This is a genomic window from Microbulbifer weihaiensis, assembly GCF_048323715.1.
Classification (GTDB): Bacteria; Pseudomonadota; Gammaproteobacteria; order Pseudomonadales; family Cellvibrionaceae; genus Microbulbifer.
Window position 1 is genome coordinate 286,250 of sequence record NZ_JBLWFL010000004.1, and the last position, 23,423, is coordinate 309,672.

Below are 23,423 nucleotides of genomic sequence, written 5' to 3' on the forward strand. Positions count from 1 at the left end.
GATCAGTTCCCGGATACTTCCGATTGGTGAATACACAGCTGGCGCAGTGCGCCACTGAACCATGCCAGGACAAACGCACCCAGGCTAAAGATGCCGGCCCAAAGCAACGTGGCCAGCGGTGCGGCGAACTCGCTGATCGCGCCCGCCAGCAAAGCACCAACGGCGGCGGAGCCGAACAGGGACAACTGGTAAATCGAGATGATACGGCTGCGCACCTGCTCCGGCGCCAGCAACTGGACGATAGCCTTGCCCAAAGCTGCAGAAGCCGCGGCAACCGCCCCCCAGCAGGCACACAGCATCATCAGCCCCAGCGGCGTTGGGCCGAAGCTGATCGCGATCAGCAGAGCCGCGCTATACAGCAGGCACATCAGTACGCCCCGCCCCGGGTACTCCCCCTGCCCTCGCCGCAACATGACAACCGTAGCCGCCACGGTACCGGCGATAAACGCAATCTGCAGGGTCGCGTAATACCCCGCACCGCGACCGTAATTGTCGGCAAGCAGGGGCAGCACCACCAGGAACACGCCGATATGCACCAGCCCGTTAAAGCCCACGAGCAGCACCAGTTCTGAAATCGCGCGGCTTTTCCGCACTTCGGTAAAGCCTTCGAGCAACGCCAGTGGCAGCTTCTTCTGGGTGTATTCCGGTGCCGCCCCCAGGTGTCGCATCGAATAGAAAAAGATTGCAGCGGCGCACAGCACGGTGATCTGGATCAATAGCAGCAGCTCCGCCCCCCACTGGTCAAACCGGCTCGCCAGCACCATGCCTACGGCCTGGCCACCGTACTGGGCCAGCATCATCCAGGTTACGGTGTGCTGCACCCGGCTCTCGCTGACCCGCATGGCCCCGCCGTCTGCCGGCCGCGCGCAGCGCTGGACCAGATTGTCGCGTGCCGGTTGCAGAAATGCCGCGCATACGCCGAGGCTCATGCCATACGCCAGCAGTAGCGGCAGACTCGGCACATGTGCCAACAGGAAAAAGGCAAGGCAGGCGTGGCACAGCGCAAGTCCGATACAGGACAGCGCGGCAACCCGAGCGGAATCAAAGCGGTCCGCCAGTGCGCCGCCGAACAGCAGGAACAGCAGGTTCGGCAACAGCACCGAGGCCTGCACCCAGCCGAGTTGCAGTGCAGGCAGATCCATCAGGGAAACGGCAATCCACGGCAGCAAGACCACCTGCAAACCGGTAGCCAGAGAGGTGCCACTGTAGCCAAGGAGAAATGTTCGCAGCCGTTTAGCCAGTGCGGGAAATGCCATTACAGATTCCGGAATTGCCGGGCGCTGCACTCGGTAGAATGGGCAGCTTCATCCCAACTTTTAGCGCGATGGGCCCACGGCCCGGGACATCGGGGCGGCAATTGTCCCACAGAGTCACCGCGAATGCGCGCCATTCAACTGAGTGCGCCTTTCACCTCAGCACACCATTCACCTCAGCGCACCATGCGCATCGGCCAGAAACGCCGCACCAATCGACGCAACTGCTTCTCAGCCGCAGGATCACCGCCGTACGCGGCTTTTTCATACGCTGCAGTGATATGCGCTGCCATGGGCCCCAGCCGCGGCTGCTCCCGTGCCACCCGGCGAGCGAACTCACCGGGCGTTTCGCCAGGATTCCGCGCCAGCCCAGCGCGCGCCATCCGCCGGCAAAAGCGCAGGTACAGGCGGCTAACAGCCGGGATGCGCGGGCCGCGGCTGGAAATATTCAGCCAAAACAGCAACACCACCAGCGCGAGCGCAATCGGTGCCGCCACAAACAGCGCCAGGCGCAGCGGCGAAATCTCACCTAACAGCCGCTGCAACACACCCTGCTGCCGCTCATTGTCGAAGCTCACCACAGTTTCATACCAGCGGTAGTTGATCATGTCCCATTGCAGCCGCAGGCGCGAAACCAGGCCGAATTTATGCAGTGGCAACAAGGCGTCCTCCATAAATTCATCCGCTGCCGCGGATTGCAGGCCGTCGCGAATCCGTTCGGGGGAGACGGCGGCAGTAGGATCCACGCGCACCCAGCCCCGTTCAGGCAGCCAGATTTCGGCCCAGGCATGAGCGTCGTACTCGCGCACCAGGAGATACTCCTCCTGCTCCACCCACTCCCCGCCCTGGTATCCGGCAACCACCCGCGCAGGGACACCCGCTGCGCGCATGGTAAAGACATAACTGCTGGCAAAGTGTTCGCAGAATCCCTCGCGCGTGCCGAACAGGAATTCATCCACCGAGTCGGCGCCCAGCTCGGGCGGGCGCAAGGTATAGGTGAAACGCTGCTGGTAAAGATCAAGCAGCGCCTGGGATATCTGCTCCGGCTGCAACCCCTGCGCACGCCGCTCCGCCGCCCACTGCCGCGCAAGCGGGTTACCGCTGGAGGGCAACTGCAGGTTGCGGCGCATCTCCCGGCGATCCAGCGGATCGTTTGCGGAAATACCCTCGCGCGGCCAGGAACGCACCTCATAGGCCAAACGGTTGGCCACCGGCATTTTGTAGATCAGGGTATCGTCGGGCGTTTCCCACACCCCGCGGGTTTCCGAATCGGGCCGCGCCAGGGCAAACAGCCAGGGAGATTGTGTCGGCTCCTGGATGATCCGGTAACGATAGCGCGGGCCGACCGCGGGCAACGTCGCGTTGTCATCTGCCGCGTGCATCCGTCCCCGGCGCCCCCGTCCCCAGCCTGAAAACCCCTCATTCAAGCCGGGCTCACTCCAGCGCCGGCCATCGAAGTGGGTGTACACCAACCCCCGCCAGTAGCGCTGCTCCGGGGGCGGTACCGAGCCATCGAAGGCGATGCGCAGCGCTGGCTTGGCCGACTTGGACAACTGGCTGAATTCACCGGGGCTCATGGAATCACTGATGCCCGTTGTCGCCTTGGCGGCGTTCTGTGGCACCGCCCACAGCGGTCCGATACGCGGGATGACCAGAAACAACAGCAGCATGACCGGAACGGCCTGCGCCAGCAATCTGGCCGACATTCCCAGTGCCCGCCGGGGCCGAGCGCTGCCGCGCCCCTGCTGCGCGACAAGCGCCGCCGTGATGACGACTACGCAGAGCAACCCATACAAGGCGTAAGGGATCGTCTGCTCGAACACAAACAGTGTCGCGGCCAGGAAATAAGCCAGCATCAGGCTGAGCAGCGCGTCCCGGCGACTCACCAGCTCGATATTCTTGAGCGTGAAAGACACCGCCAGCAGGGCCACCATCGGCTCCAGGGCGAACCATCGCCGGTAAGTAAGCGCCAACCCGGCGACGGCGAGGATAACCGCGATCAATTTGACCAGGCGCCCCGGTATTTCCCGGCGCCCGCGAAACACTTCCAGGCGCCAGTAAACCGCCAGGCACCAGGCACCGACCAACCACAGGGGCAAGTGCGCAAACTGGGGCAGCAGCACCACAAACTGCGCGGCAAAAATCCACAACAGGCTCTCGCGCGGCAGCAGGGTGTGCAACTGACTGCTCGCCACGCTCACTGGCTCACTCCGTGCACCGGAAAGAGTGCCAGGATGCCCAACACCTTCTGTTTGTGCGCCCGGCCCATTCCCGGCGCAATCGTATGGCCCGGGAGGCGCAAGCCATAGGGCAGTTGCGCACGCTCGGCCTCCAGTACCCAGGCGCAGAGATTGCTGAGACGGGTTTCAATATCCCGCCCGGCAAGCAGATCCCAATCGAGCCACAGGCGAGTATCGCTGCCGGTCGCATATTCCTTGCTGTTGAGGTCTCGGCCGCCGGCGAATTGCTTCCACGCGACATGGCGGAGCGAATCTCCGGGCCGGTATGTTTTCAGGCCGATAAAGTCGTCGCCACCGGCCGCCAGCTGTTGCTGCTGTTCGCCTTCGCCGACACTGGCGCCAATTGGCAAGGGGCCTGCCGATTTGGGCTGCGGGTAAACCAGGAATTCCACATCCAGATCCACCCAACTCCAGCACTGGAACACGCCGAGGGGAAAGCGGCTGTCGACGCGCACTCGCGGCGCTTTCACGCGCCCGCGCTGAACTACCGGCATGCTGATGCGCACTTCGCCTTCACCTTCTACACTGTCGTCCACATCGACCGTCACGCCCTCTTCCGGAGGCCAATGCAGCCGGATCCGCTCGTGGTTACGCTTGCCCGTTTTCGTCAGCCGGATTTTGGCCTGGCCGAAATCGCCGGCAAATACCGGTTCAACGTCCAGCAGCTGCAGTTTCAACCCGGCCAGGTTGGCAAAGGTATGCACCGGCATGATGGCCAGCAAGCCCACCAACAAGAACGCCAGGGCGAATACGAGATTGTTTTCATAGTTGGTGCCGAGCAACCACAAAAGCGTGATGACCAACAGGAATGCGAGCCCAGCGCCGGTGGGCAAAACGAACAGCTTGCGGTGATCCAGGGTAACGCTCTGCGCCGGAGGCAATCGCCGGCTGAGCCAGCGCTGGCCCCGTTCCCGCCAGCGCGCGCTCTGCCACCAGCGGCTGTTTGTCGAAGATGATTGGGAAGACATACCGCTGTTCGCCTCAGGCGGCAATGATGTCGACCTGGTGCATCATCCGCTCCACAAGTTGGGTACCGTCGGTGCCATCGCTTTGCAGGCGATGGCCGGCCACTGCCGGCAGTACGGCCTGCAGGTCTTCCGGCAACAGGTGGCCACGGCCGTGGATAAGGGCCCAGGCACGGGCAGCATGCAGCAGGGCCAGCGCACCGCGGGGGGATAACCCCACTGGACATTCGGCGCTCTGGCGGCTGTGCTGCACTAGGCGCTCCAGGTAGTCGAGCAGGGAATCCGATGCTTTTACCTGGCTAACGAGGGACTGTAGTTTTTTCAACCCTTCGATGTTTATGCGGGGTTTCAGCTGCGCCAACTGCGCTCGCGGATCCACGCCCTGGAACAGTGCGCGCTCAGCTTCCCGGGTAGGATAGCCAAGGCTGATGCGCATCAGGAAGCGGTCGAGCTGGGATTCTGGCAGTACGAAAGTGCCGGACTGTTGCAGCGGGTTCTGGGTGGCAATGACGAAGAAGGGTTCCGGCAGCTGACGGGTCTCGCCGTCGATACTGACCTGGCGCTCTTCCATCGCTTCGAGCAGTGCGCTCTGGGTTTTCGGGGAGGAGCGGTTGATCTCATCGGCCAGCAGCAGCTGGCTGAACACCGGGCCTTCGTGGAAACGGAACTGGCTGGTTTCGCGCTCGAAAATACTCACGCCGAGGATATCGGCGGGGAGCATATCGCTGGTGAACTGCACCCGCTTGTAGGAGAGGCCAAGCACCTGGGCCAACGCGTGAGCCAGGGTGGTTTTACCCATACCCGGCAGGTCTTCGATCAACAGGTGGCCTCGCGCCAGGAGGCAGGCCAGCGCCAGTTTTACCTGGTGCTCTTTTCCCAGGAGTACTTTGCCGATATCGGCAACAATAGCGGAGATAATTTTCTGCACGGCAAATCCATTACTGCTCGGTTTTTCTTCCCCTGCCGCCTAATGGAAGTATCTCCAGAAAGCACAGTGGCGGCACTGCCTGCGGGGAGAGTTTTCGGGACACGCACCAGGCGCGCCTCCTTAACCCATCCATGGGGCTCTTCCGCGTCATCCATGTCGCAAAAGGTTCCGAAAACTTTCCCCGCAGGCAGAGCGTTCAATTCGAGGTTCGGAGAGCCTAGCCCTTAGCCCCGAACGAATAACTAATGATAGGCCCAGCCTGAGCAAAGCCTACTTACTTGGTTGCAATCCGTGCCATTGTGACCCTTTTATACGAGCGCCGACAAGCCTCTCGCCAGATCTGCCTTCAGATCCTCGACATTCTCCAGGCCGGCAGAAATCCGGATCAGGTTTTCCGTGATACCCGCCCGCGCCTTGTCTTCCTCACTGAGACGGCCGTGGGTGGTGGTTGCCGGGTGCACGATCGTGCTCTTGGCATCACCGAGGTTGGCGGTTACGGAGAAAATCCTGCAGGCATCGATCACCTTCCACGCCGCTTCGCGACCGCCCTTGACGGTAAAACTGAACACCGCGCCAAACCCTTTCTGCTGCGCCGCCGCCAGCTGGTGCCCCGGGTGGCTCGGCAGGCCAACGAAATTGACCTTCTCCACCGCCGGTTGCTCGTTGAGCCACCAGGCGATATCCAGTGCGGTGGTGCAGTGGGCCTGCATACGCAACTTGAGGGTTTCCAGGCCTTTCAGGAACACCCAGGCATTGAATGGACTCATGCTCGGGCCACAGGTGCGCAGGAAGATGACGACTTCGTCCATCACCTCCTTCTTGCCCACCACCACGCCACCGACACAACGGCCCTGGCCGTCAAGGAACTTGGTGGCGGAGTGGACGACGATATCCGCACCGAGCGCCAGCGGTTGCTGCAGGGCCGGAGTACAGAAGCAGTTGTCGACCACCAGCTGGGCACCGGCGCTGTGGGCCAGGTCAGCCATGGCGCGAATATCAGCAACTTCACACAGTGGGTTGGACGGGGTTTCCATGAACAGCAGCTTGGTATCGCCATCCAGCGCATCTTTCCACGCCTGGAAATCGGTGAGGTCAACAAAGGTTACCTTGACGCCGAATTTAACCATATAGCGGGTAAACAGTGCGGTGGTGGTGCCGAACACACTGCGGGAGCAAATCACTTTATCGCCGCTTTTCAGCAGCGCCATGCACAGGCTGAGAATGGCGGCCATACCGCTAGCCGTGGCAACGGCGGCTTCCCCGCCCTCCATCGCGGCGATGCGCTCTTCGAACATACGCACGGTGGGGTTGGTGTAACGCGAGTAGACGTTACCGGGAGACTCCCCGGAAAAGCGCGCGGCGGCTTCGGCCGCAGAGGGAAAGACGTAACTGGAAGTGGTGAAAATGGGTTCGGAGTGCTCGCCCTCCGCCGACCGGCTCTGGCCTGCACGTACTGCCAGAGTTTCCAGTGCGTAGCCGTCGTCTTCAAACATGGATTAACCGTCCCGGGTCTGTGTGAATAGAGGCGGTAATCTTAACCGAAGAATCGACGCAACGCTGAATAGAAGAGATTTAATGCTCCCGAGTAAAACGCTCAAAAGCGGAAACAAAGTGACGGAGATTCATTTTCGCGAGGCCAAAACAAATCGGCCCACCAAATGGCGGGCCGACAGTTAGGGATGCAATCTATCCAGAGCGTTACATCGAGCTCTGATTACCACTGCTTTCCTTGGCATTGTCATTGCGCGCTGCGTGCAGGCTGTGGAGGTATTCCTCGGTGACGTCGCCAGTGATGTACTCACCGTCGAAGACCGAATTCTCAAACTGCTTGATTTCAGTATTGCCCTCACCAGAAGAAACGATCAGGTCTTGCAGCTCCTGGTAAATCAGCCAGTCAGCACCGATTTCCTCGCGCACTTCCTCAGTGGTGCGGCCGTGGGCAACCAGCTCAGTGGCGGAAGGCATATCGATACCGTACACGTTCGGGTATTTCACCGCCGGTGCCGCAGACGCGAAGTACACCTTGTTGGCACCCGCATCGCGGGCCATCTGGATGATCTGCTTACAGGTAGTGCCACGCACGATGGAATCGTCCACCAGCAGCACATTCTTGCCGCGGAACTCCAGCTCGATCGGGTTCAACTTCTGGCGCACGGACTTCTTGCGCTGCTTCTGGCCCGGCATGATGAACGTACGACCGATATAGCGGTTCTTCACCAGGCCTTCACGGAATTTCACACCCAGGCGGTGCGCCACCATCTGCCCTGCAGAACGGGAGGAATCCGGGATCGGGATAACCACGTCAATGTCGTGCTCCGGGCGCTCGCGCAGGATTTTCTCAGCCAGGTGCTCGCCCTGGCGCAGGCGCGCCTTGTGCACGGAGATACCATCCATGATGGAATCCGGACGGGCAAAATAAACGTGTTCGAAAATGCACGGACGCAGCTGCGGATTCTCTGCACATTGCTCGGAATGCACGGTGCCGTCGACTTCGATGTAGATGCACTCACCCGGTGCCACGTCACGCACCAGGGTGTAACCCAGCACGTCCAGCGCCACGGACTCGGATGCCACCATATACTCCGGGCCGTTTTCCGTTTCACGCTTGCCGTAGACCAGCGGGCGAATACCGTTGGGATCGCGGAAAGCAACAATGCCGTAGCCAACGATCATCGCTACACACGCATAGCCGCCACGCACACGCTTGTGTACCGCGCGCATGGCGGTAAAGATGTCTTCAGCCTTGGGCTGCAGCTTGTGCAGTTTGTGCAATTCGTGGGCGAAAACGTTGAGCAGGACTTCAGAATCGGAGTCGGTATTGATGTGGCGAAGGTCTTGCTGGAAGATTTCCTCGCTCACCTCTTTCACATTGGTGAGGTTGCCATTGTGGGCCATGGCGATGCCGTAGGGGGAGTTTACATAGAACGGCTGCGCCAGTGCCGGGCCGGAACTGCCGGCGGTGGGGTAGCGCACATGACCGATGCCGAAGTTACCAGTAAGACGCTGCATGTGGCGTGCGCGGAACACATCGCGCACCAGGCCATTCGCCTTCTGCTGGTTCAGGCGGTCGCCGTCACAGGTGACGATGCCGGCAGCATCCTGGCCCCGGTGCTGCAGCATGGTAAGTGCGTCATATAACTGCAGATTGACGTCACTCTTGCCAACGATTCCAACGATGCCACACATACTTCAGATAACCCCAGTCATATCGAGAAAATAAGGTGATACTTCACACTACATACCGCAGCGAGAAAATCAGTCCAGCTGCCCTGCGAAGAAATCCTTGATCCCGCCCGCCGCTTCGCGCGCGCGACCTTCAAATTCGAGAAAGTGTGGAATGAGCCTCGACTCCTTCCACCAGCCGTCTTCTTCCACTGGCACCAGTGCCGGGGCGAAGATCAGTAGCGCCAATACAATAATGCAGCCGCGGAACAGCCCGAACACCATACCCAAAACCCGATCCGTACCGGAAAGGCCGGTTGCCTCGACAAAGGCAGACAAGGTCATATTCAGGCCGGCTCCGGCCAACAGGGTAAAAATGAACAGGATGGCAAAGGCAGCGATGGCCTGCAGCGAAGGTGTATCGACCAGGTTGGAAAGCAGTGGCGCCAGCTGATCCCGAAACATCATTGCCACCACAAAGGCCGCCACCCAGGTAAGTAGCGACAGTACTTCGCGCACGAAGCCTCGGCTCATGCCGATCAGCGTGGAAATGGCGACGATTGCCAGAATGGTCCAGTCAGCCCAGTTCATTCAACCCTACCTGCTACGCGGCGGCTGCCGCGAAGAGCGCGCATTCTAACGTACCGACCGGAGCCCGTGAAGCAGTTCACCCTTCCAAACACGATTGGCAGATGCGTTACCGGCCAGTTGCCCCCAAGAAAGCCGCTGGCGGCCGGCCGGTCAGCCCCGCCATATCGGGCACAGCAGGCTCAAACCTTGTATTGCAATACCAGCGTCTGGGTATTGAGGAGTTTATCCAGCTTGCCCTTGTCGGATTTCGCATCGGCCTTGGACAGCTTGGGACCGACGAACACACGCACAAAGCGTCCCTTGGGTGTTTCTACCGCGCGGGTAAATGCACGGAACCCGGCATCCAGCAGCTTCCCGCGCATCCGGTCGGCACTGTCGGCGTCCCTATATGCGGCGACCTGAACCACCCACCCTTCGGGCAGCCCCTGCTTATCCAGGCTGACCTGCTCCTGCTTGGGGTTGCCCTGCGGGATTGGCGGCGAAGTCTCGGCCACCTTGACGGTGTCGACAGCCTTGGCGGCGGGTTTGGATGTTGCCGGGGGAGTATCCGCCTGGGTGTCAGCCACCTTAGCCAGTGGCTCCGCCGGATCCGGCGCAGGGCCCGGCTGTTCAGCGAATTCCGGCTGGAACACCTCATTCACCGGAGGCGCGGGCGCCACATCCTTCACCGGGGCAGGCTCCGCAATGGTGATCGGCTGGATCGCGGGGGCCGGCGGGATCTTGCTGGTCACATCGATATAGCGCGTACCTTCGCGGTCAAACAGGGACGGCAAAAAAATGACTGCCAGCGCCGCCAGCACCAGTGCACCGACAATACGCTGTTTTACCCCGTCGTTGAGGCGCCTGCGCGGCTTACCCCCATTGGAAAATGTATTCGAGTCACTGTCCCGGCTGGCCATCACTGTCGTCTCGTATAAAGCCCAGTACTTCCGCAACGGTAAAGAAAGAACCGAAGACAAGCAACCTGTCTCCCTCTTCCAGTCCGCCGTGGAGCGACAACAGGCTCTCACTGACGGGCAAACAGCCATCGCTGATTCTCGCCGACGGCACCCCGGAAGCCGATAAACCTTGCAGCAGCTGCTCGCAGCCCGCCGCGCGCGGGTTCCCAGGCAGCAGCGCCGGACACCAGTGATCGACCATCGACGAAAGCGGTGCACAAAGGCCTTCAATATCCTTGTCCGCCATCGCCGCGACTAGGGCCAGGGTGCGACCGCGCACCGGATGCTTTTTCAGCCAGGCCGCCAGGTACTCCGCTGCCGCCGGATTGTGCCCGACATCCAGCACCAGATCCCGCCCCCGCCACTGCACCTGCTGGCAGCGCCCCGGCATACGCAGCTCCGCGAGCACCGCACAGGCCTGCTCAACACCCGGCAGTTCGCCCGCAATCGCCAGCGCGGTCAACGCCGCCGCCACACTGGGTAGCGGCAGGTGGATTTCAGGCACGCCGAATTTCAACGCCGGTTGCGCGGAAAGCTCAAATTGCCCCTGCCCCAGGCTGAACTGATGACCAATAAAATAGCTGTCGCAGCCCAGATCCCGCGCCGCATCCACCACGGATGCCGGCGGCAGAGGGTCGGCGCAGATGAAGGTCTTGCCCGCGCGCAGGATGCCCGCTTTTTCACGACCGATGGACTCACGGTCACTCCCCAGCCACGCCTCGTGATCCACTGCCACACTGGTGATAACGGCGATATCCGCATCCACCAGGTTTACGGCATCCAGACGACCACCAAGGCCGACTTCCAACAGCGCGAACTCGACGCCCGCCTGCTTGAACAGCCAAAACGCGGCAAGCGTGGTGAACTCAAAATAGGTCAGGCTGGTGTCACCCCGAGCCCGCTCTACCGCCTCGAAAGCCTCGATCAGCTGCTCGTCACTGACTTCCTCCGCCCCGATCCGGACACGCTCGTTAAACCGCAGCAAATGGGGGGAACTGTAGGCTCCCGTCGTGTGGCCACCGGCAGTCAGCAATGCCTCCAGGGTACGCACGCAGCTACCCTTGCCATTGGTTCCGCCAACGGTAATCACACGCCTGGCTGGCTCAGTGACATCGAGCTCGCGGGCAACGCTGGAAACCCGTTCGAGTCCCAGTTCAATTTCTGTGGGGTGCAGCTGTTCCAGCCGTGCTAGCCAGGATTGCAGGTCGCGCATGGGTATCGGTCGAATAGTGAAAAGAGAAGGGATTTTAGTCGTGAAACGGGGCGGGAACGAGCCCCGCGCAACGCGGGGCATCGCAGAACATCAGTTGTTGGTGAGCTTACCCAGCAGGCGACTCACGGTATTGCGCATGTCGTGGCGCGGAATGATCATGTCGATGGCGCCGTGATCCAGCAGGAACTCCGCACGCTGGAAGCCCTTTGGCAGCTTCTGGCGAATGGTCTGCTCGATAATGTTCGGACCGGCAAAACCGGCGCGAGCACCGGGCTCGGCGGCGTTGATATCGCCGAGCAGCGCCAGTGACGCAGACACCCCACCGTAGACCGGGTCGGTCATGATGGAAATGTAGGGCACGCCAGCCATCCGCATTTTCTCCAGCACCGCCGAAGTTTTTGCCATCTGCATCAGGGAGATCAGGGCCTCCTGCATCCGCGCACCGCCGGTTGCGGAGAAGCAGACCAGGGGAATGTTTTCATCCAGCGCACGCTGGGCAGCACGGGTAAATTTCTCCCCCACCACATAGCCCATGGAACCGCCGTGGAAAGCGAATTCAAAGGCCACCGCCACCACGGGCTTGCCTTCCAGCAGGCCCTGCATGGCGATCAGGGCGTCTTTTTCGCCGGTCGCCTTCTGCGCCTGGGTCAGACGATCCTTGTACTTCTTGACGTCTTTGAACTTGAGACGGTCAACTGGCTCAACATCCGTCGCCAGCTCTTCCCGGTGATCCGGGTCGAGGAACATATCCAGGCGCTTGCGCGCGCCGATACGGAAATGGTGGTCGCACTTCGGACACACATCCAGGTTCCGCTCGAGTTCGGGGCGGTAAAGAGTTGCGTCACATTTGACACACTTTTTCCAGACACCTTCAGGAACCTTGCTCGCGCCAGTGCGGCGCTCGGTGCGAATCACCGCAGGAACAATCTTTTCTAACCAGCTCATTCTGTTTCCAATATCCAATGCTTGGCCGTCTTATGCCCGGTGAACGAATCCAAATATTCGTTCACCCTGCGGCCAGACACATAGTAAGTGACCAATAATTCTTAAACCGCGAATTAAACCACTTTAACAGGTTTCGCTGCTGGCCAGTTAAGCCGCAATTTGGGGCTTTCTGGCCACAGGCCCACTCACCGAACCGCGACGCTCAGCGATCGAGCGCCGCACGCATTTCGGCAACCATGGTACCAATGCGATCCTTGGCCGCGGCGCCGTCAGCGGACTCGCCGATCGCAGCCACGAGCACGCTGCCCACAACCGCGCCGTCGCCCTCGGCACTGACCGCTTTCGCGGAAGCCCCATCCTTGATCCCGAAACCCACGCACAGCGGCAAGTCGGTATGGCGGCGAATGCGCGCCAGGTTTTCCCGCACCGAATCCAGGTCCAGGTGACCAGCCCCGGTCACGCCCTTCAGCGACACATAGTAGACAAAGCCACTGGCCAGACGGGTGATCTGCTCAATGCGCGCATCGCTCGTGGTCGGCGTCAGCAGGAAGATGTTGCGCAGGTTGCGCAGCCGCAACAGCTCGTTCAGCGGGCCCGCCTCTTCTGCGGGCAGGTCCACGGTAAGCGCGCCGTCGGCGCCGGCGTCCTGAAGCCCATCGGCAAAAGCCTCCATCCCCATCCTCACGATCGGGTTGGCATACCCCATGAGAATCACCGGGGTATCGGCATCGCGACTGCGAAACTCCTTCACCAGCGCCAGGCACTTGCGCAACGAAGCCTTGTTTTCCAGGGCCCGCTCGTGGCCCTTCTGAATCACTGGACCTTCCGCCATCGGGTCAGAGAATGGCACGCCCAACTCGATCAGGTCGGCACCGCTCGCCACCAGCTGGTGCATCAGCCCAACGGTATTATCGAGCCCGCCATCACCCGCCACGATGTAGGTGACCAGCGCCTTGCGACCTTCGCTGCGCAGCTGGGCAAAGCGGCGGTCGATTCGGTTTTCCTGTTTATTTTCCTGAATCACGGCGTCACTCCTAGACTTCGATACCGTCGATGGCGGCCACGGTGAAAATGTCCTTGTCACCACGACCGGACAGGTTGACCACAATGTTCTGCTCCGGCGACATGGTCGCAGCCAGCTTCAGGGCGTAGGCCACCGCATGGCTGGACTCCAGCGCGGGAAGGATGCCCTCGGTACGGGTGAGCTGGCGGAATGCGGCAAGCGCTTCGTCGTCGTTGGCGGCGACATACTCCACGCGTCCGATATCTTTCAACCACGCGTGTTCCGGGCCAACCCCGGGGTAATCGAGACCGGCAGACACAGAGTGCGTCTCGATGATCTGGCCGTCTTCATCTTCCATCAGGTAGGTGCGGTTGCCATGCAGGACGCCAGGCACACCCTTATTCAACGGTGCCGCGTGATGACCGGTTTCAATGCCTTCACCGCCCGCCTCGACCCCGTACATTTTCACAGACTCATCCGCCAGGAACGGGTGAAACAGGCCAATGGCGTTGGAACCGCCACCCACGCAGGCCACCAGAGCGTCCGGCAACTGGCCGAACTGCTCCAGGCTCTGGCGTCGCGCTTCCCGCCCGATAACAGAGTTGAAATCCCGCACCAGCTGCGGGTATGGATGCGGGCCGGCAACGGTACCGATGATGTAAAAGGTATCGTCCACGTTGGTAACCCAATCGCGCATGGCTTCATTCATGGCGTCTTTCAGGGTCTTGGAACCCGACTGCACCGGCACAACTTCTGCGCCCAGCAGTTTCATGCGGTAGACATTGGGGGACTGGCGCTTGACGTCCTCCGCACCCATGTACACCACGCATTTGAGGCCGAGGCGCGCCGCCACAGTCGCCGTGGCGACACCGTGCTGCCCGGCACCGGTCTCGGCGATCACCCGGGACTTGCCACTGTGCTTGGCCAGCAGCGCCTGCCCTACGGTGTTATTCACCTTGTGTGCCCCGGTGTGATTCAGATCTTCCCGCTTGAGCCAGATACGCGCACCGCCGGCCGCCTTGGTCAGGCGCTCCGCCAGATACAGGGGCGACGGTCGACCGACGTAATGGGCCAGGTCGTTATCGAAATCCGCTTGGAACTGCGGATCATCTTTCAGGCGCTGATACATTTCCTGCAGTTCGTCCAGGGCACTGATCAGCGTCTCGGACACGAAGCGTCCGCCGAACTCGCCAAAATGCCCGCGGGCATCAGGGTAAGCGCCATAGTCGATGGGCGAATTGGGTTTACTCACTGCTCAAACTCCTTGTGTAAATTCTGTGCGGCAACGGCAGAGCGCGCGGCGCGAATAAACGCGCGAACCTTTTGTGGATCCTTGCACCCCGGTGCGGACTCCACGCCACCACTGACATCCACGGCCTGCGGCCGCGCTGCGAGGACTGCCTCTGCCACATTGTCCGGGGTCAACCCCCCGGCGAGTATGATATGCCGGTTATTGCGGGCTCCCGCCTGGGGAACCCGCTGCCAGTCAAAGGTATCGCCCGTGCCCCCGGGTACCCCTTTGCGGTAGGCATCCAGCAGGACTCCGCGGGCGTCCGGGTAGGCCGCCATGGCTTCCACCGGATTCAGCTCGGGCCTCATGCGGATGGCTTTGATATAAGGGCGGTGAAATTGGCGGCAGTAAGGCGCTGCCTCGTCGCCATGAAACTGCAGCAGGTTGAGCGGCACCTGAGCAAGCACCTGCTCCACCTGCTGGGGATGTGCATCCACAAACAGTCCGGTAAGCACCACGAAGGGAGACACCGCTCGGGCAATCTCAGCCGCCTGCTCTACCGCCACGTTGCGGGGACTCGGCGGATAGAACACCAGGCCGAGCGCATCCGCACCGGCATCAACCGCTAGCAGGGCATCTTCGATAGAAGTGATTCCGCAGATTTTTACGCGCATAGTCCGTCAACCGCAGAGACTGCCAGACCGGCATCAGTCACAAATGCCTTTGCTTTTACGGCCCGACAGCAGACATGATCAGGGAGCACGGGATACTAGCAGATCGCCGGGGCTGGCGAAACGCAGGAGTCAGCCTCTCGCTGCGCGACCACAGAATTTAACCCTCAAGGCTGCGGCAGGCCACCCAGCGGCAGGGGCACCAGCAAGGGACCTGGCTCACTGGCGGGCAGCGTAAACTCCCCCGGGTACTCCACATCCACCAGGTACAGACCGTGGGGCGGCGCCGTGACACTGGCGGCACCGCGATCCCTTGCCTCCAGCACGGCTCGCACCCAGTCCGGCGACTGGTCACCCCGCCCCACCGCCATCAATACCCCGGCGATATTGCGCACCATGTGATGCAGGAACGCGGTGGCACTCACCTCGAGAACGATCAGCTGGCCAACCCGGCCAATATCCAGCTGTATCAGCCTGCGCACTGGCGATTTGGCCTGGCACTGGGCAGCGCGAAAACTGCTGAAGTCGTGCTCGCCAACCAAATGCGCAGCACCAGCGCGCATCGCACCTAGATCCAGGCTGCGCTCGGTCCAGGTCACTTCGGCCGACGCCTGCGCTGAGCGCGTGGGCGCACTGTGAATCAGGTAGCGGTAGGTTCGGCGCATGGCCGAAAAGCGCGCGTGAAACTGGGCCGGCATTTCCCGGGCCCAGTGTACCCGCACATCAAACGGCATCTGCGTATTGACCCCCTGAACCCACGCCTTTGTCGGCCGTATCGCCCGGGTGTCGAAATGGATTACCTGCCCGGTAGCGTGAACCCCGGCGTCAGTGCGCCCCGCACAAACCAGCGTAACCGGCTCTGCGGCGACTTTGGACAGCGCCTGCTCGAGGGTTTCCTGCACGGTCAAACGGTCGTGTTTCTGTTTCTGGAACCCGCGCAAGCGGGTGCCGCAATACTCGACCCCAAGGGCAATGCGACGCAGGCCCTCGGGCAGCGCCTCACCGGCGGGGACTTCCCCGTTGGGCTTATATTCGTAGCGTGTATGCATCGTTATCGCTGATTCTTCAGGCCTTTGACTACTGATCTGAATTCAAGCTTAGAAGTACGGCCAACCAAAAAGAAAAGACCCCGCAAAAGTGCGGGGTCAATAGTGTTGTCGTAAACGACTGGAAAATCAGGCCATGCGCTCCAGGAGCTCTTTCGCGCGCTGCTGCTGCTCACCGGCAGCCTCCTCAACGACCTCGCCGAGGATTTCACGGGCGCCGTCTTTATCACCCATATCGAGGTAAGCCTGGGCCAGCTCGAGCTTGGTGCTGACTTCATCCCCACCCTCAAGCAGGTTCAACTCAGAATCCAGGTCGCCTTCCAGGTCAAAACTCAGATCCTCGAAACCTTCGTCATCCCGCTGCGCCGCCTGGCCGACAGGCTGGGCTGAGGCCAACTCTACAGGTGCGCGCTGCTCGGCAACGCTTTGCGCTGGTGCCGCCTCAACCGCCACATCCGTGTCGCCCTCCAGATCAGTGCCGAGATCCAGGTCGCCAAGGTCAATGGAATCCAGGTCCAGGCCATCAAAGTCACCGCCAAAGCTATCCAGATCGTCATCCGCTTCGAGAGACAATTCGGCTGACTGCTCTACGCCACCCTGCCCGGAATCCAGGCTCAACTCTTCCGAATCGTCCATCGGCGACAGATCGAGGTCAAACTCGAGACCACCAGGCTCTTCTTCGCCTGATGCAACAGTGGCTGACGCCTCTGACTCGGAAGTGAACTCACTGTCGAGCTCCAGCCCGTCAAGGTCGAGTTCACCACCGGCCATCAAATCATCGAGGTTGAAGTCGTCACCGTCATCGGTATCCAGCGCTTGCCCTTCGGAACCGGCCACTGCAGGTGCGGAATCCAACTCCAGGTCATCGCCGAGCTCCAGATCCAGGGAAAACTCATCGCTCTCCGCTTCTGCGGCGCTGTCACCGGAAGCAGAACCGAAATCGGAACCCAACTCCAGATTCAGGTCGTCCAGCAGAGCGAGGTCATCATCACCGTCCAGCTCAACATCACCGGCCACTACTGTCTGGTCAGCGCTGGAAAATTCCTCGAGATCATCAAAGGAAGCCTCGACATCGAAACCGTCTTCGAAGCTGTCTTCGAAACTATCGTCCAGACTGTTTCCAAGATCCGCCCCGAGGTCATCCAGCTGCGCAGCTTCCAGGGATTCACTGGAGAAGTCCAATTCCGGAGCCTCAAATGGGCCCGCACCCGCGATGGTTTCACGCAGGCGCGCAGCGCGATCCGCCGCAGGGCCATCGCTGTAGCTCAGCAGCTGGCGATAATGGTCATCGAAATTCACGGCGTTTTGCTGCTGGGCGTAAACCTCCAGCAACATCAGGCGCGCATCAATATTGCCCGGTGCGACATTCAGTCCGGACAGCAACTTGCTCTCCGCTTCCGGGTACTGGCCCAGGGAAAGGTGAATTTCCGCCTCGGCCACCGGATCCCCGGTTTCAACTTCGCCCAGCTGATCCAGATCGAAGCTGCTATCCGCTTCCATCTCTTCAACCGCGGAGAGATGATCCAGCTCGTCCTCGCTGCCGTCCGCTTCAGCTGCGGCGCGATCTGCAGCCATTTCCGCCTCAACCTGGCGGATGGCCTCCTCTTCTTCCTTGCGTCGACGCCAGGTGATAAACCCGAAAATACCCACCAGCAACGCACCGGCGCCAATGCCGATCAGCTGGATATTGTCCATCAGGCGCTCGACCAGTGTGGGCTCGGACTTGGTCTGCACCACGACACGGTTGCGCTCTGCGTCGGCTTCCGGTTCTTCTACGGCCGGGGCTGCAACCTCTGCTTCGGCCGCAGCATCAACCTCTTCGGCTTCGCCGACAGGCGCCAGCTCTTCTGCTTCAGCGTCCAGCCCCAGTTCTTCAGCGGTCATCTCGTCGGACAATGCGCCCGACTCGTCCAGAACACCGGCATCGGACATTTCGTCGGTTTGCGCCGCGGCATCCTGTACCGCACGCAGCTCTTCATTGGAAACGTCGACCAGGCGTTCCATGGTATCGATCTGCTCGTTGAGCTCGCCAATACGCTCCTGCAGCTCAGCTTTCTCCAGCTGGGACTTATCCAGTTCTTCCTCGGTGACCGTCAGCTCGCCTTCCAGCGCATCGCTATCGCTTGCGCCGCTTCCGCTGCCCGACAGCACAGACTCGTTATCGCCCGGTGCAGCCAGGGAAACACGGCCTTCAACGGTTTCGGATTCAGCAGCAGTTTCAGTTGCCGCGCGGCCGTCCAGCGGCGCACCGAGTGCGCTGTCGCCAACACGCTCGCGCCAGGCGTCATTCTGGGTCGCCACTTCGGAAACGGCTTCGGTGCGGCTGAGCGTGCGCACTTCCTCTGTTGTAGGCAGGCGCAATACCGCACCTTTCTTCAACAGGTTGATATTGTTATTGATGAATGCTTCCGGGTTGAGACGCTGAATCGCCAGCATGGTCTGCTGGACGGACACCTCGCGGCTTTCGCGACTGTCGCGGGCAATTTCCCACAGGGTCTTGTTGGCCTCAACCGGGCCATATACCCGGCTGCCGGTGTCAGCAGCGGGCTCGAATTCTGGTTCGTTGAATATTTCCGCAGGCGACTGCGTCTGTGCCTGAGCCTGTGGCTCGGGCTGAGCCGGGGTCGGCTCAGCAGGGGCCGGGGCGGTCTCTTCGACCGGCGCCTGTACCGGCTCCGGCGTGCGCTGCACGGTCGGCTTCAGCGGTTGCTGTACTGGCGTATCGCGACGCACTTGCTGGCGCTCGCGCTCTGCCGCACGCACTGGCTGGGCCGCGGTATTGGTGGAGAACGCCGGCAGGTCCATCAGCAGGGTGTATTCCCGCAGCAGGCGGCCACTCGGCCAGCGGGTTTCAACCAGGAAATTCAGGAAAGGTTCACGAATGGGGGCACGACTGGAAATACGGATGACCGGTTGGCTTCCCGAGTAGTCCACATCGAAGCGCAGCTCAGTCAGAAGATAAGCGCGATCCACTCCGGCGCGGTCAAAATCTTCCGCACTCGCGAGACGCACTTTGATCTCGCTATCTGCCAGGCCGCGAGTTTGCAGCAGCTTGATTTCAGCGTTGAGCGGCTGATTCAGCGTAGAGTTCACCTTGATCTCACCGAGACCGAGTGCCAGAGCCCCATTGCCACTCAGTGCGCTGACCAGACCAACCGCAAGTGCCAGCTTTTGCACGCGCATATCCGATTCCCTTTATTGTTAGAATCACCCTGCTATCTGCACAAAAAGCATGCAATTTGCACTCTGCAGATACCAGTTGTGTGCAGCAACAACTGCACAAAACTTACCCAAAAGAGCCCGTGCGCAGGCAACGGACTCCACTCTCCGGCGAGTAATCGCCCCCCAAAATCATCCCAGTGCCCTGCCCTCTATCGCACATTTCAACGTCCTGCGAAAAATACGAAGTTAAGAAGGAACCTTCAGAATGATCGCTAAGTATTAAATATCAATGGGTTTTTAGCAACAAGTGGACAATCTGTACACAGTTAATTGCTACGTCTTTGCGGAGATTGTCGGATACCGCACAAAATTTAACCTGATACGGACTGATCAACCCCCGGCGCAGGCGCCCAAGCAGTGTGTTTTCACAACCCACGGCATCCTGCGATGATGGGCGCTCACGCATTTCGAGGCGCGCACCGTTCGACAGCAGTCCCCGCACCTGCTCCAGGTCCACGGCGTCCTTCAGGGTTACCGAAAGGTTGGCCAGCTGCCCGTGAAACACCGAAGTGGTATTCACCGTCGCATCAAGCGCAACCTCTTCACCCAGCAGGCGGCGCAACTCGTGCACCAGCGCCAATTCAGAAAGATTGTGCCCACTTTCCAGCAGGGTTTCCGCGGAGCTGAGCTGATTAAACGCCAGGCGCTGCCCCGTCACTTCATCGACTTCCGGCTCCTGGCCGTTGAACATGCGCGCGGTCTGCGCCGCCGCTGCGTCTACGCCGTGCTTGCCCAGTGCCGACAACGGCTGGTTCAGCACGATCTCGACAGACGCCAGCTGGGCCGCGAGCGGGAACAGTGCTTCGGCAATCATGGCAGCCCCGGCCCCCGGAACCGCCAGCACCCGGCGCTCGAGCTGCTGCACTTCTGCGCTGTTCAATAGCGGGTGGATCAACGACACGCTGTCGTCTCCGCGGGACAGGCCCGCTGCGTCCACCACCCAGGCACCAGCGCTTTCAGCCTGGGCCATGGCTTCTGTGGCGGCATCGCCACTGCTCAGCAAAAGCACCACCTGACCGGAAGTGAAGGCAAAATCCTTGACTGGCTGCACCGGGATCGAGCGGTTGGCAAAGACTTGCGGATCCGCATCGGCCTCATTTTCCGCCAGTAATTTGAGCTGCTCGGCGCCGATGGTTTTGCGCTCTTCGAGGATTTCCAGCAGGGTATTAAACGGCGTGCTATTAACGCCGACAATCACCAGCTCACGAGTGGGCTCTGTCATATTCTGTACTCACGACCAATTTTGAGTGCTTGGCGGCCACATCGGCCATTTAAGCAGCAAGCTAAAAACGCGGGGGATTATACTCGCGGGAGAGGCGGGGGGAAGCCGCCCCGGGAAGGGGCGGCGGAAAGGACAACAAAAACGGCGGTTCCGGGTGTTACAGCTTGCCCAGCAAGATCAGCAGCACGCGGCGCAGCGGCTCCGCGGCACCCCACAGCAGCTGGTCGCCTACGGTGAAGGCATTGAGGTATTCGCCCCCCATGCTCAGCTTGCGCAGGCGGCCCACCGGGATATCCAGCTTGCCGGTCACCGCGGTGGGGGTCAGCTCTTGCAGGGTAACCGCTCGATCATTGGGCACTACCTTCACCCAGTCATTGGCCGAGCCAATCAGCTGCTCGATTTCAGCCAGCGGCAGATCTTTTTTCAGTTTCACGGTAAATGCCTGACTGTGGCAGCGCATTGCCCCGATACGCACGCAGGTACCATCTACCGGAACGGTGGCGCTGGTGCCGAGAATCTTGTTTGCCTCGACCTGGGCTTTCCATTCTTCACGGCTCTGCCCGGTTTCCAGCTGGGTGTCGATCCAGGGCAGCAGGCTACCGGCGAGCGGAGCGCCGAATTCCGCAGTCGGGAAGTCGCTGCTGCGCATGTTCTCGGCCACCTTGCGATCGATCTCGAGAATCGCGCTCGCCGGGTCGGCCAGCTCAGCAGCAACGCCATCGCGGATACTGCCCATCTGCGCAATCAACTCACGCATGTTTTTGGCACCGGCGCCACTGGCTGCCTGATAGGTCATAGCGGTAACCCACTCTACCAGGCCTGCCTTGAACAGGCCGCCAAGGCCCATCAACATCAGGCTTACGGTGCAGTTGCCACCAATGTAATTTTTTACACCGGATTCAATACCGCGATCGATGACATCGCGGTTCACAGGATCCAGCACGATGATTGCGTCGTCGTTCATGCGCAGACTGGATGCCGCATCGATCCAGTAGCCGTCCCAGCCTTTTTCGCGCAACTTGCCGAACACTTCCTTGGTGTAGTCACCGCCCTGACAGCTGACGATCGCATCGAGCTCTGCCAGCGCATCCAGGTCGTAAGCATCTTTCAACGGCGCAACATCTTTGCCGATTTCCGGGGCTTCGCCGCCCGCATTGGAGGTTGAGAAAAATACCGGCTCCGCGATATGCGCGAAGTCATTTTCTTCCAGCATACGGCCCATGAGCACTGAGCCGACCATACCGCGCCAGCCTACGAATCCTACCTTGTTCATTTCTTTACCTTGATAATCCTGTGAATTTCAAATTCCCGGCGCGAGCGATGCCGCCCTGTTAAGCCGCCGGGATGATGGGCTTGTGGTGGGCTGTGCAACTAGAAAGCGGCCACCACTGCTGCGCCCATTTCCGCGGTAGAGACCTTTTTACATCCTTCTGTATAAATGTCTGCGGTACGCAGTCCTTGATCGAGAACCTTACTTACGGCCGCCTCGATGGCATCTGCAGCCTCGCCCATGTCGAGGGAGTAACGCAGCATCATGGCGGCAGACAGAATTGTAGCGAGCGGGTTGGCAATTCCCTGCCCCGCGATATCCGGTGCACTGCCGTGACAGGGCTCGTACAGGCCAAAACCGGATTCATTCAGTGAGGCGGACGGCAGCATGCCGATGGAGCCGGTCAGCATGGCGGCTGCGTCAGAGAGGATGTCACCGAACATATTGCCGGTCACCATCACGTCAAACTGCTTGGGCGCGCGCACCAGCTGCATGGCAGCGTTGTCGACGTACATATGGGAAAGTTCGACATCCGGATATTCCGGCGCCAGACGATCCAGCACTTCACGCCACAATACGGTCACTTCAAGCACGTTGGCCTTGTCCACCGAGCACAGCTTGCCGCCGCGCTTCTGCGCCGCTTCGAAGGCGGTGCGGGCGATGCGCTCGATTTCCGACTCTTTATACAGGTAGGTGTTGTAGCCCTGCTTCTCGCCATTTTCCAGTGTGCGGATGCCGCGGGGCTCGCCAAAATAAATACCGCCGGTGAGCTCGCGCACGATCAGGATATCGAGACCGGATACGACTTCCGGCTTCAGCGAGGAAGCATCGGCCAGCTGCGGGTACAGAATGGCCGGGCGCAGGTTGGCGTACAGGCCGAGCTTGCTGCGAATTTTCAGCAGGCCCTTTTCCGGGCGAATGGCGCGATCGAGGGTATCCCACTTCGGGCCACCCACGGCGCCCAGCAACACCGCATCGCACTGGCCGGCTTTTTCCAGCTCAGCATCGGTGAGCGGCTCGCCATGTGCATCGATGGATGCACCACCGATCAGGCCATCGGTGAATTCCAGTTTCAGGTTGAATTTTTCATCGACAACTTTCAGTACTGCTACTGCTTGCTCGACAATCTCCGGGCCAATACCGTCGCCCGGGAGGATCATGATTTTCTTGCTCATTTTTTCATTCCTTCTTTCTGCCACGCGAAGTCCGTGGTACCTAATAACGGAGTCCTGTGGCGGCTCCGCTACCGGGAAGCACCCGCGAGACACGCCGCAAGCCCATCCATGGGGGCTCGGACGCGGCCGTCCTGGCCGCGTACGGTCTCGCGAACGCTTCCCGGTACCGAAGCCTTCGCTTTTCATTTCAGTGCACAACCAAGGCAGCGCGAATCGAAGTTCCTTACTTGAAAGCGAAGGCTTCGATGAGAAGGAACCTTTGCCAGACCTTCTAAAACAGGGATGTTTTAGAAGAGCCCCCATGGATGGATTCACGGCGTGTCTGGCAAAGGTTCCTTCTCAGCGGAG

Annotated in this window: 18 protein-coding genes; all 18 read right to left on the reverse strand. The window is 60.6% G+C overall.

What is annotated here, in order from left to right; genetic code table 11:
* Positions 1–2: 2 nt before the first annotated feature.
* Complete coding sequence (locus ACNKU7_RS05900) at positions 3–1,256, reverse strand: MFS transporter (protein ID WP_418296040.1); 1,254 nt, start codon at positions 1,254–1,256, stop codon at positions 3–5.
* 173 nt (positions 1,257–1,429) lie between these two features.
* Entirely contained in the window at positions 1,430–3,454 is a 2,025-nt protein-coding gene (locus ACNKU7_RS05905; protein WP_418296041.1) for a transglutaminase TgpA family protein, read from the reverse strand.
* On the reverse strand, positions 3,451–4,461 hold the full coding sequence (locus tag ACNKU7_RS05910) for a DUF58 domain-containing protein (protein WP_418296042.1): 1,011 nt from the start codon (positions 4,459–4,461) through the stop codon (positions 3,451–3,453). The genes ACNKU7_RS05905 and ACNKU7_RS05910 overlap by 4 nt, the downstream gene beginning before the upstream one ends.
* Before the next feature lie 13 nt (positions 4,462–4,474).
* Positions 4,475–5,386, reverse strand: coding sequence for an AAA family ATPase (locus ACNKU7_RS05915; protein ID WP_418296043.1), 912 nt, complete (start codon positions 5,384–5,386; stop codon positions 4,475–4,477).
* A gap of 308 nt (positions 5,387–5,694) precedes the next feature.
* The gene (locus ACNKU7_RS05920; RefSeq protein WP_418296044.1) at positions 5,695–6,879 is read right to left on the reverse strand and encodes an O-succinylhomoserine sulfhydrylase; all 1,185 of its coding nucleotides are present in this window, start codon (positions 6,877–6,879) and stop codon (positions 5,695–5,697) included.
* A gap of 205 nt (positions 6,880–7,084) precedes the next feature.
* Positions 7,085–8,572, reverse strand: coding sequence for an amidophosphoribosyltransferase (purF, locus tag ACNKU7_RS05925; protein WP_418296045.1), 1,488 nt, complete (start codon positions 8,570–8,572; stop codon positions 7,085–7,087).
* Between the two features lie 69 nt (positions 8,573–8,641).
* A complete protein-coding gene (locus ACNKU7_RS05930; RefSeq protein ID WP_418296046.1) occupies positions 8,642–9,139 on the reverse strand; it encodes a CvpA family protein in 498 nt (165 codons plus the stop codon).
* 179 nt (positions 9,140–9,318) lie between these two features.
* The gene (locus ACNKU7_RS05935; protein ID WP_418296047.1) at positions 9,319–10,038 is read right to left on the reverse strand and encodes an SPOR domain-containing protein; all 720 of its coding nucleotides are present in this window, start codon (positions 10,036–10,038) and stop codon (positions 9,319–9,321) included.
* Entirely contained in the window at positions 10,019–11,290 is a 1,272-nt protein-coding gene (gene folC, locus ACNKU7_RS05940) for a bifunctional tetrahydrofolate synthase/dihydrofolate synthase (RefSeq protein WP_418296048.1), read from the reverse strand. Before folC ends, ACNKU7_RS05935 begins: the two co-directional genes overlap by 20 nt.
* Before the next feature lie 90 nt (positions 11,291–11,380).
* Positions 11,381–12,235, reverse strand: a complete 855-nt coding sequence (gene accD / locus ACNKU7_RS05945) for an acetyl-CoA carboxylase, carboxyltransferase subunit beta (protein WP_418296049.1) — start codon at positions 12,233–12,235, stop codon at positions 11,381–11,383.
* A 202-nt stretch (positions 12,236–12,437) separates the two neighbouring features.
* Positions 12,438–13,259, reverse strand: a complete 822-nt coding sequence (gene trpA, locus ACNKU7_RS05950; RefSeq protein ID WP_418296050.1) for a tryptophan synthase subunit alpha — start codon at positions 13,257–13,259, stop codon at positions 12,438–12,440.
* 10 nt (positions 13,260–13,269) lie between these two features.
* Positions 13,270–14,490, reverse strand: a complete 1,221-nt coding sequence (trpB, locus tag ACNKU7_RS05955) for a tryptophan synthase subunit beta (protein ID WP_418296051.1) — start codon at positions 14,488–14,490, stop codon at positions 13,270–13,272.
* Entirely contained in the window at positions 14,487–15,143 is a 657-nt protein-coding gene (locus tag ACNKU7_RS05960; protein ID WP_418296052.1) for a phosphoribosylanthranilate isomerase, read from the reverse strand. The genes trpB and ACNKU7_RS05960 overlap by 4 nt, the downstream gene beginning before the upstream one ends.
* Before the next feature lie 164 nt (positions 15,144–15,307).
* Entirely contained in the window at positions 15,308–16,189 is an 882-nt protein-coding gene (gene truA, locus ACNKU7_RS05965; RefSeq protein ID WP_418296053.1) for a tRNA pseudouridine(38-40) synthase TruA, read from the reverse strand.
* Positions 16,190–16,315: 126 nt separating this feature from the next.
* Positions 16,316–19,369 (reverse strand): FimV/HubP family polar landmark protein, encoded by a 3,054-nt coding sequence (locus ACNKU7_RS05970; protein WP_418296054.1) that lies wholly within the window; start codon positions 19,367–19,369, stop codon positions 16,316–16,318.
* A gap of 265 nt (positions 19,370–19,634) precedes the next feature.
* Entirely contained in the window at positions 19,635–20,630 is a 996-nt protein-coding gene (locus tag ACNKU7_RS05975) for an Asd/ArgC dimerization domain-containing protein (RefSeq protein ID WP_418296055.1), read from the reverse strand.
* Between the two features lie 157 nt (positions 20,631–20,787).
* Positions 20,788–21,903: an aspartate-semialdehyde dehydrogenase gene (gene asd / locus ACNKU7_RS05980; RefSeq protein WP_418296056.1), complete on the reverse strand. Its 1,116-nt coding sequence runs from the start codon at positions 21,901–21,903 to the stop codon at positions 20,788–20,790.
* 98 nt (positions 21,904–22,001) lie between these two features.
* The gene (leuB, locus tag ACNKU7_RS05985; RefSeq protein WP_418296057.1) at positions 22,002–23,075 is read right to left on the reverse strand and encodes a 3-isopropylmalate dehydrogenase; all 1,074 of its coding nucleotides are present in this window, start codon (positions 23,073–23,075) and stop codon (positions 22,002–22,004) included.
* Between the last annotated feature and the right edge of the window lie 348 nt (positions 23,076–23,423).

Excerpts from the sequence above, each read along its gene's own strand:
- ACNKU7_RS05900 (WP_418296040.1), bottom strand. The coding sequence starts at position 1,256 with ATGGCATTTCCCGCACTGGCTAAACGGCTGCGAACATTTCTCCTTGGC.
- ACNKU7_RS05910 (WP_418296042.1), bottom strand. The coding sequence starts at position 4,461 with ATGTCTTCCCAATCATCTTCGACAAACAGCCGCTGGTGGCAGAGCGCG.
- ACNKU7_RS05920 (WP_418296044.1), bottom strand. The coding sequence starts at position 6,879 with ATGTTTGAAGACGACGGCTACGCACTGGAAACTCTGGCAGTACGTGCA.
- purF (WP_418296045.1), bottom strand. The coding sequence starts at position 8,572 with ATGTGTGGCATCGTTGGAATCGTTGGCAAGAGTGACGTCAATCTGCAG.
- ACNKU7_RS05930 (WP_418296046.1), bottom strand. The coding sequence starts at position 9,139 with ATGAACTGGGCTGACTGGACCATTCTGGCAATCGTCGCCATTTCCACG.
- ACNKU7_RS05935 (WP_418296047.1), bottom strand. The coding sequence starts at position 10,038 with ATGGCCAGCCGGGACAGTGACTCGAATACATTTTCCAATGGGGGTAAG.
- folC (WP_418296048.1), bottom strand. The coding sequence starts at position 11,290 with ATGCGCGACCTGCAATCCTGGCTAGCACGGCTGGAACAGCTGCACCCC.
- accD (WP_418296049.1), bottom strand. The coding sequence starts at position 12,235 with ATGAGCTGGTTAGAAAAGATTGTTCCTGCGGTGATTCGCACCGAGCGC.
- ACNKU7_RS05960 (WP_418296052.1), bottom strand. The coding sequence starts at position 15,143 with ATGCGCGTAAAAATCTGCGGAATCACTTCTATCGAAGATGCCCTGCTA.
- truA (WP_418296053.1), bottom strand. The coding sequence starts at position 16,189 with ATGCATACACGCTACGAATATAAGCCCAACGGGGAAGTCCCCGCCGGT.
- ACNKU7_RS05970 (WP_418296054.1), bottom strand. The coding sequence starts at position 19,369 with ATGCGCGTGCAAAAGCTGGCACTTGCGGTTGGTCTGGTCAGCGCACTG.
- ACNKU7_RS05975 (WP_418296055.1), bottom strand. The coding sequence starts at position 20,630 with ATGACAGAGCCCACTCGTGAGCTGGTGATTGTCGGCGTTAATAGCACG.
- asd (WP_418296056.1), bottom strand. The coding sequence starts at position 21,903 with ATGAACAAGGTAGGATTCGTAGGCTGGCGCGGTATGGTCGGCTCAGTG.
- leuB (WP_418296057.1), bottom strand. The coding sequence starts at position 23,075 with ATGAGCAAGAAAATCATGATCCTCCCGGGCGACGGTATTGGCCCGGAG.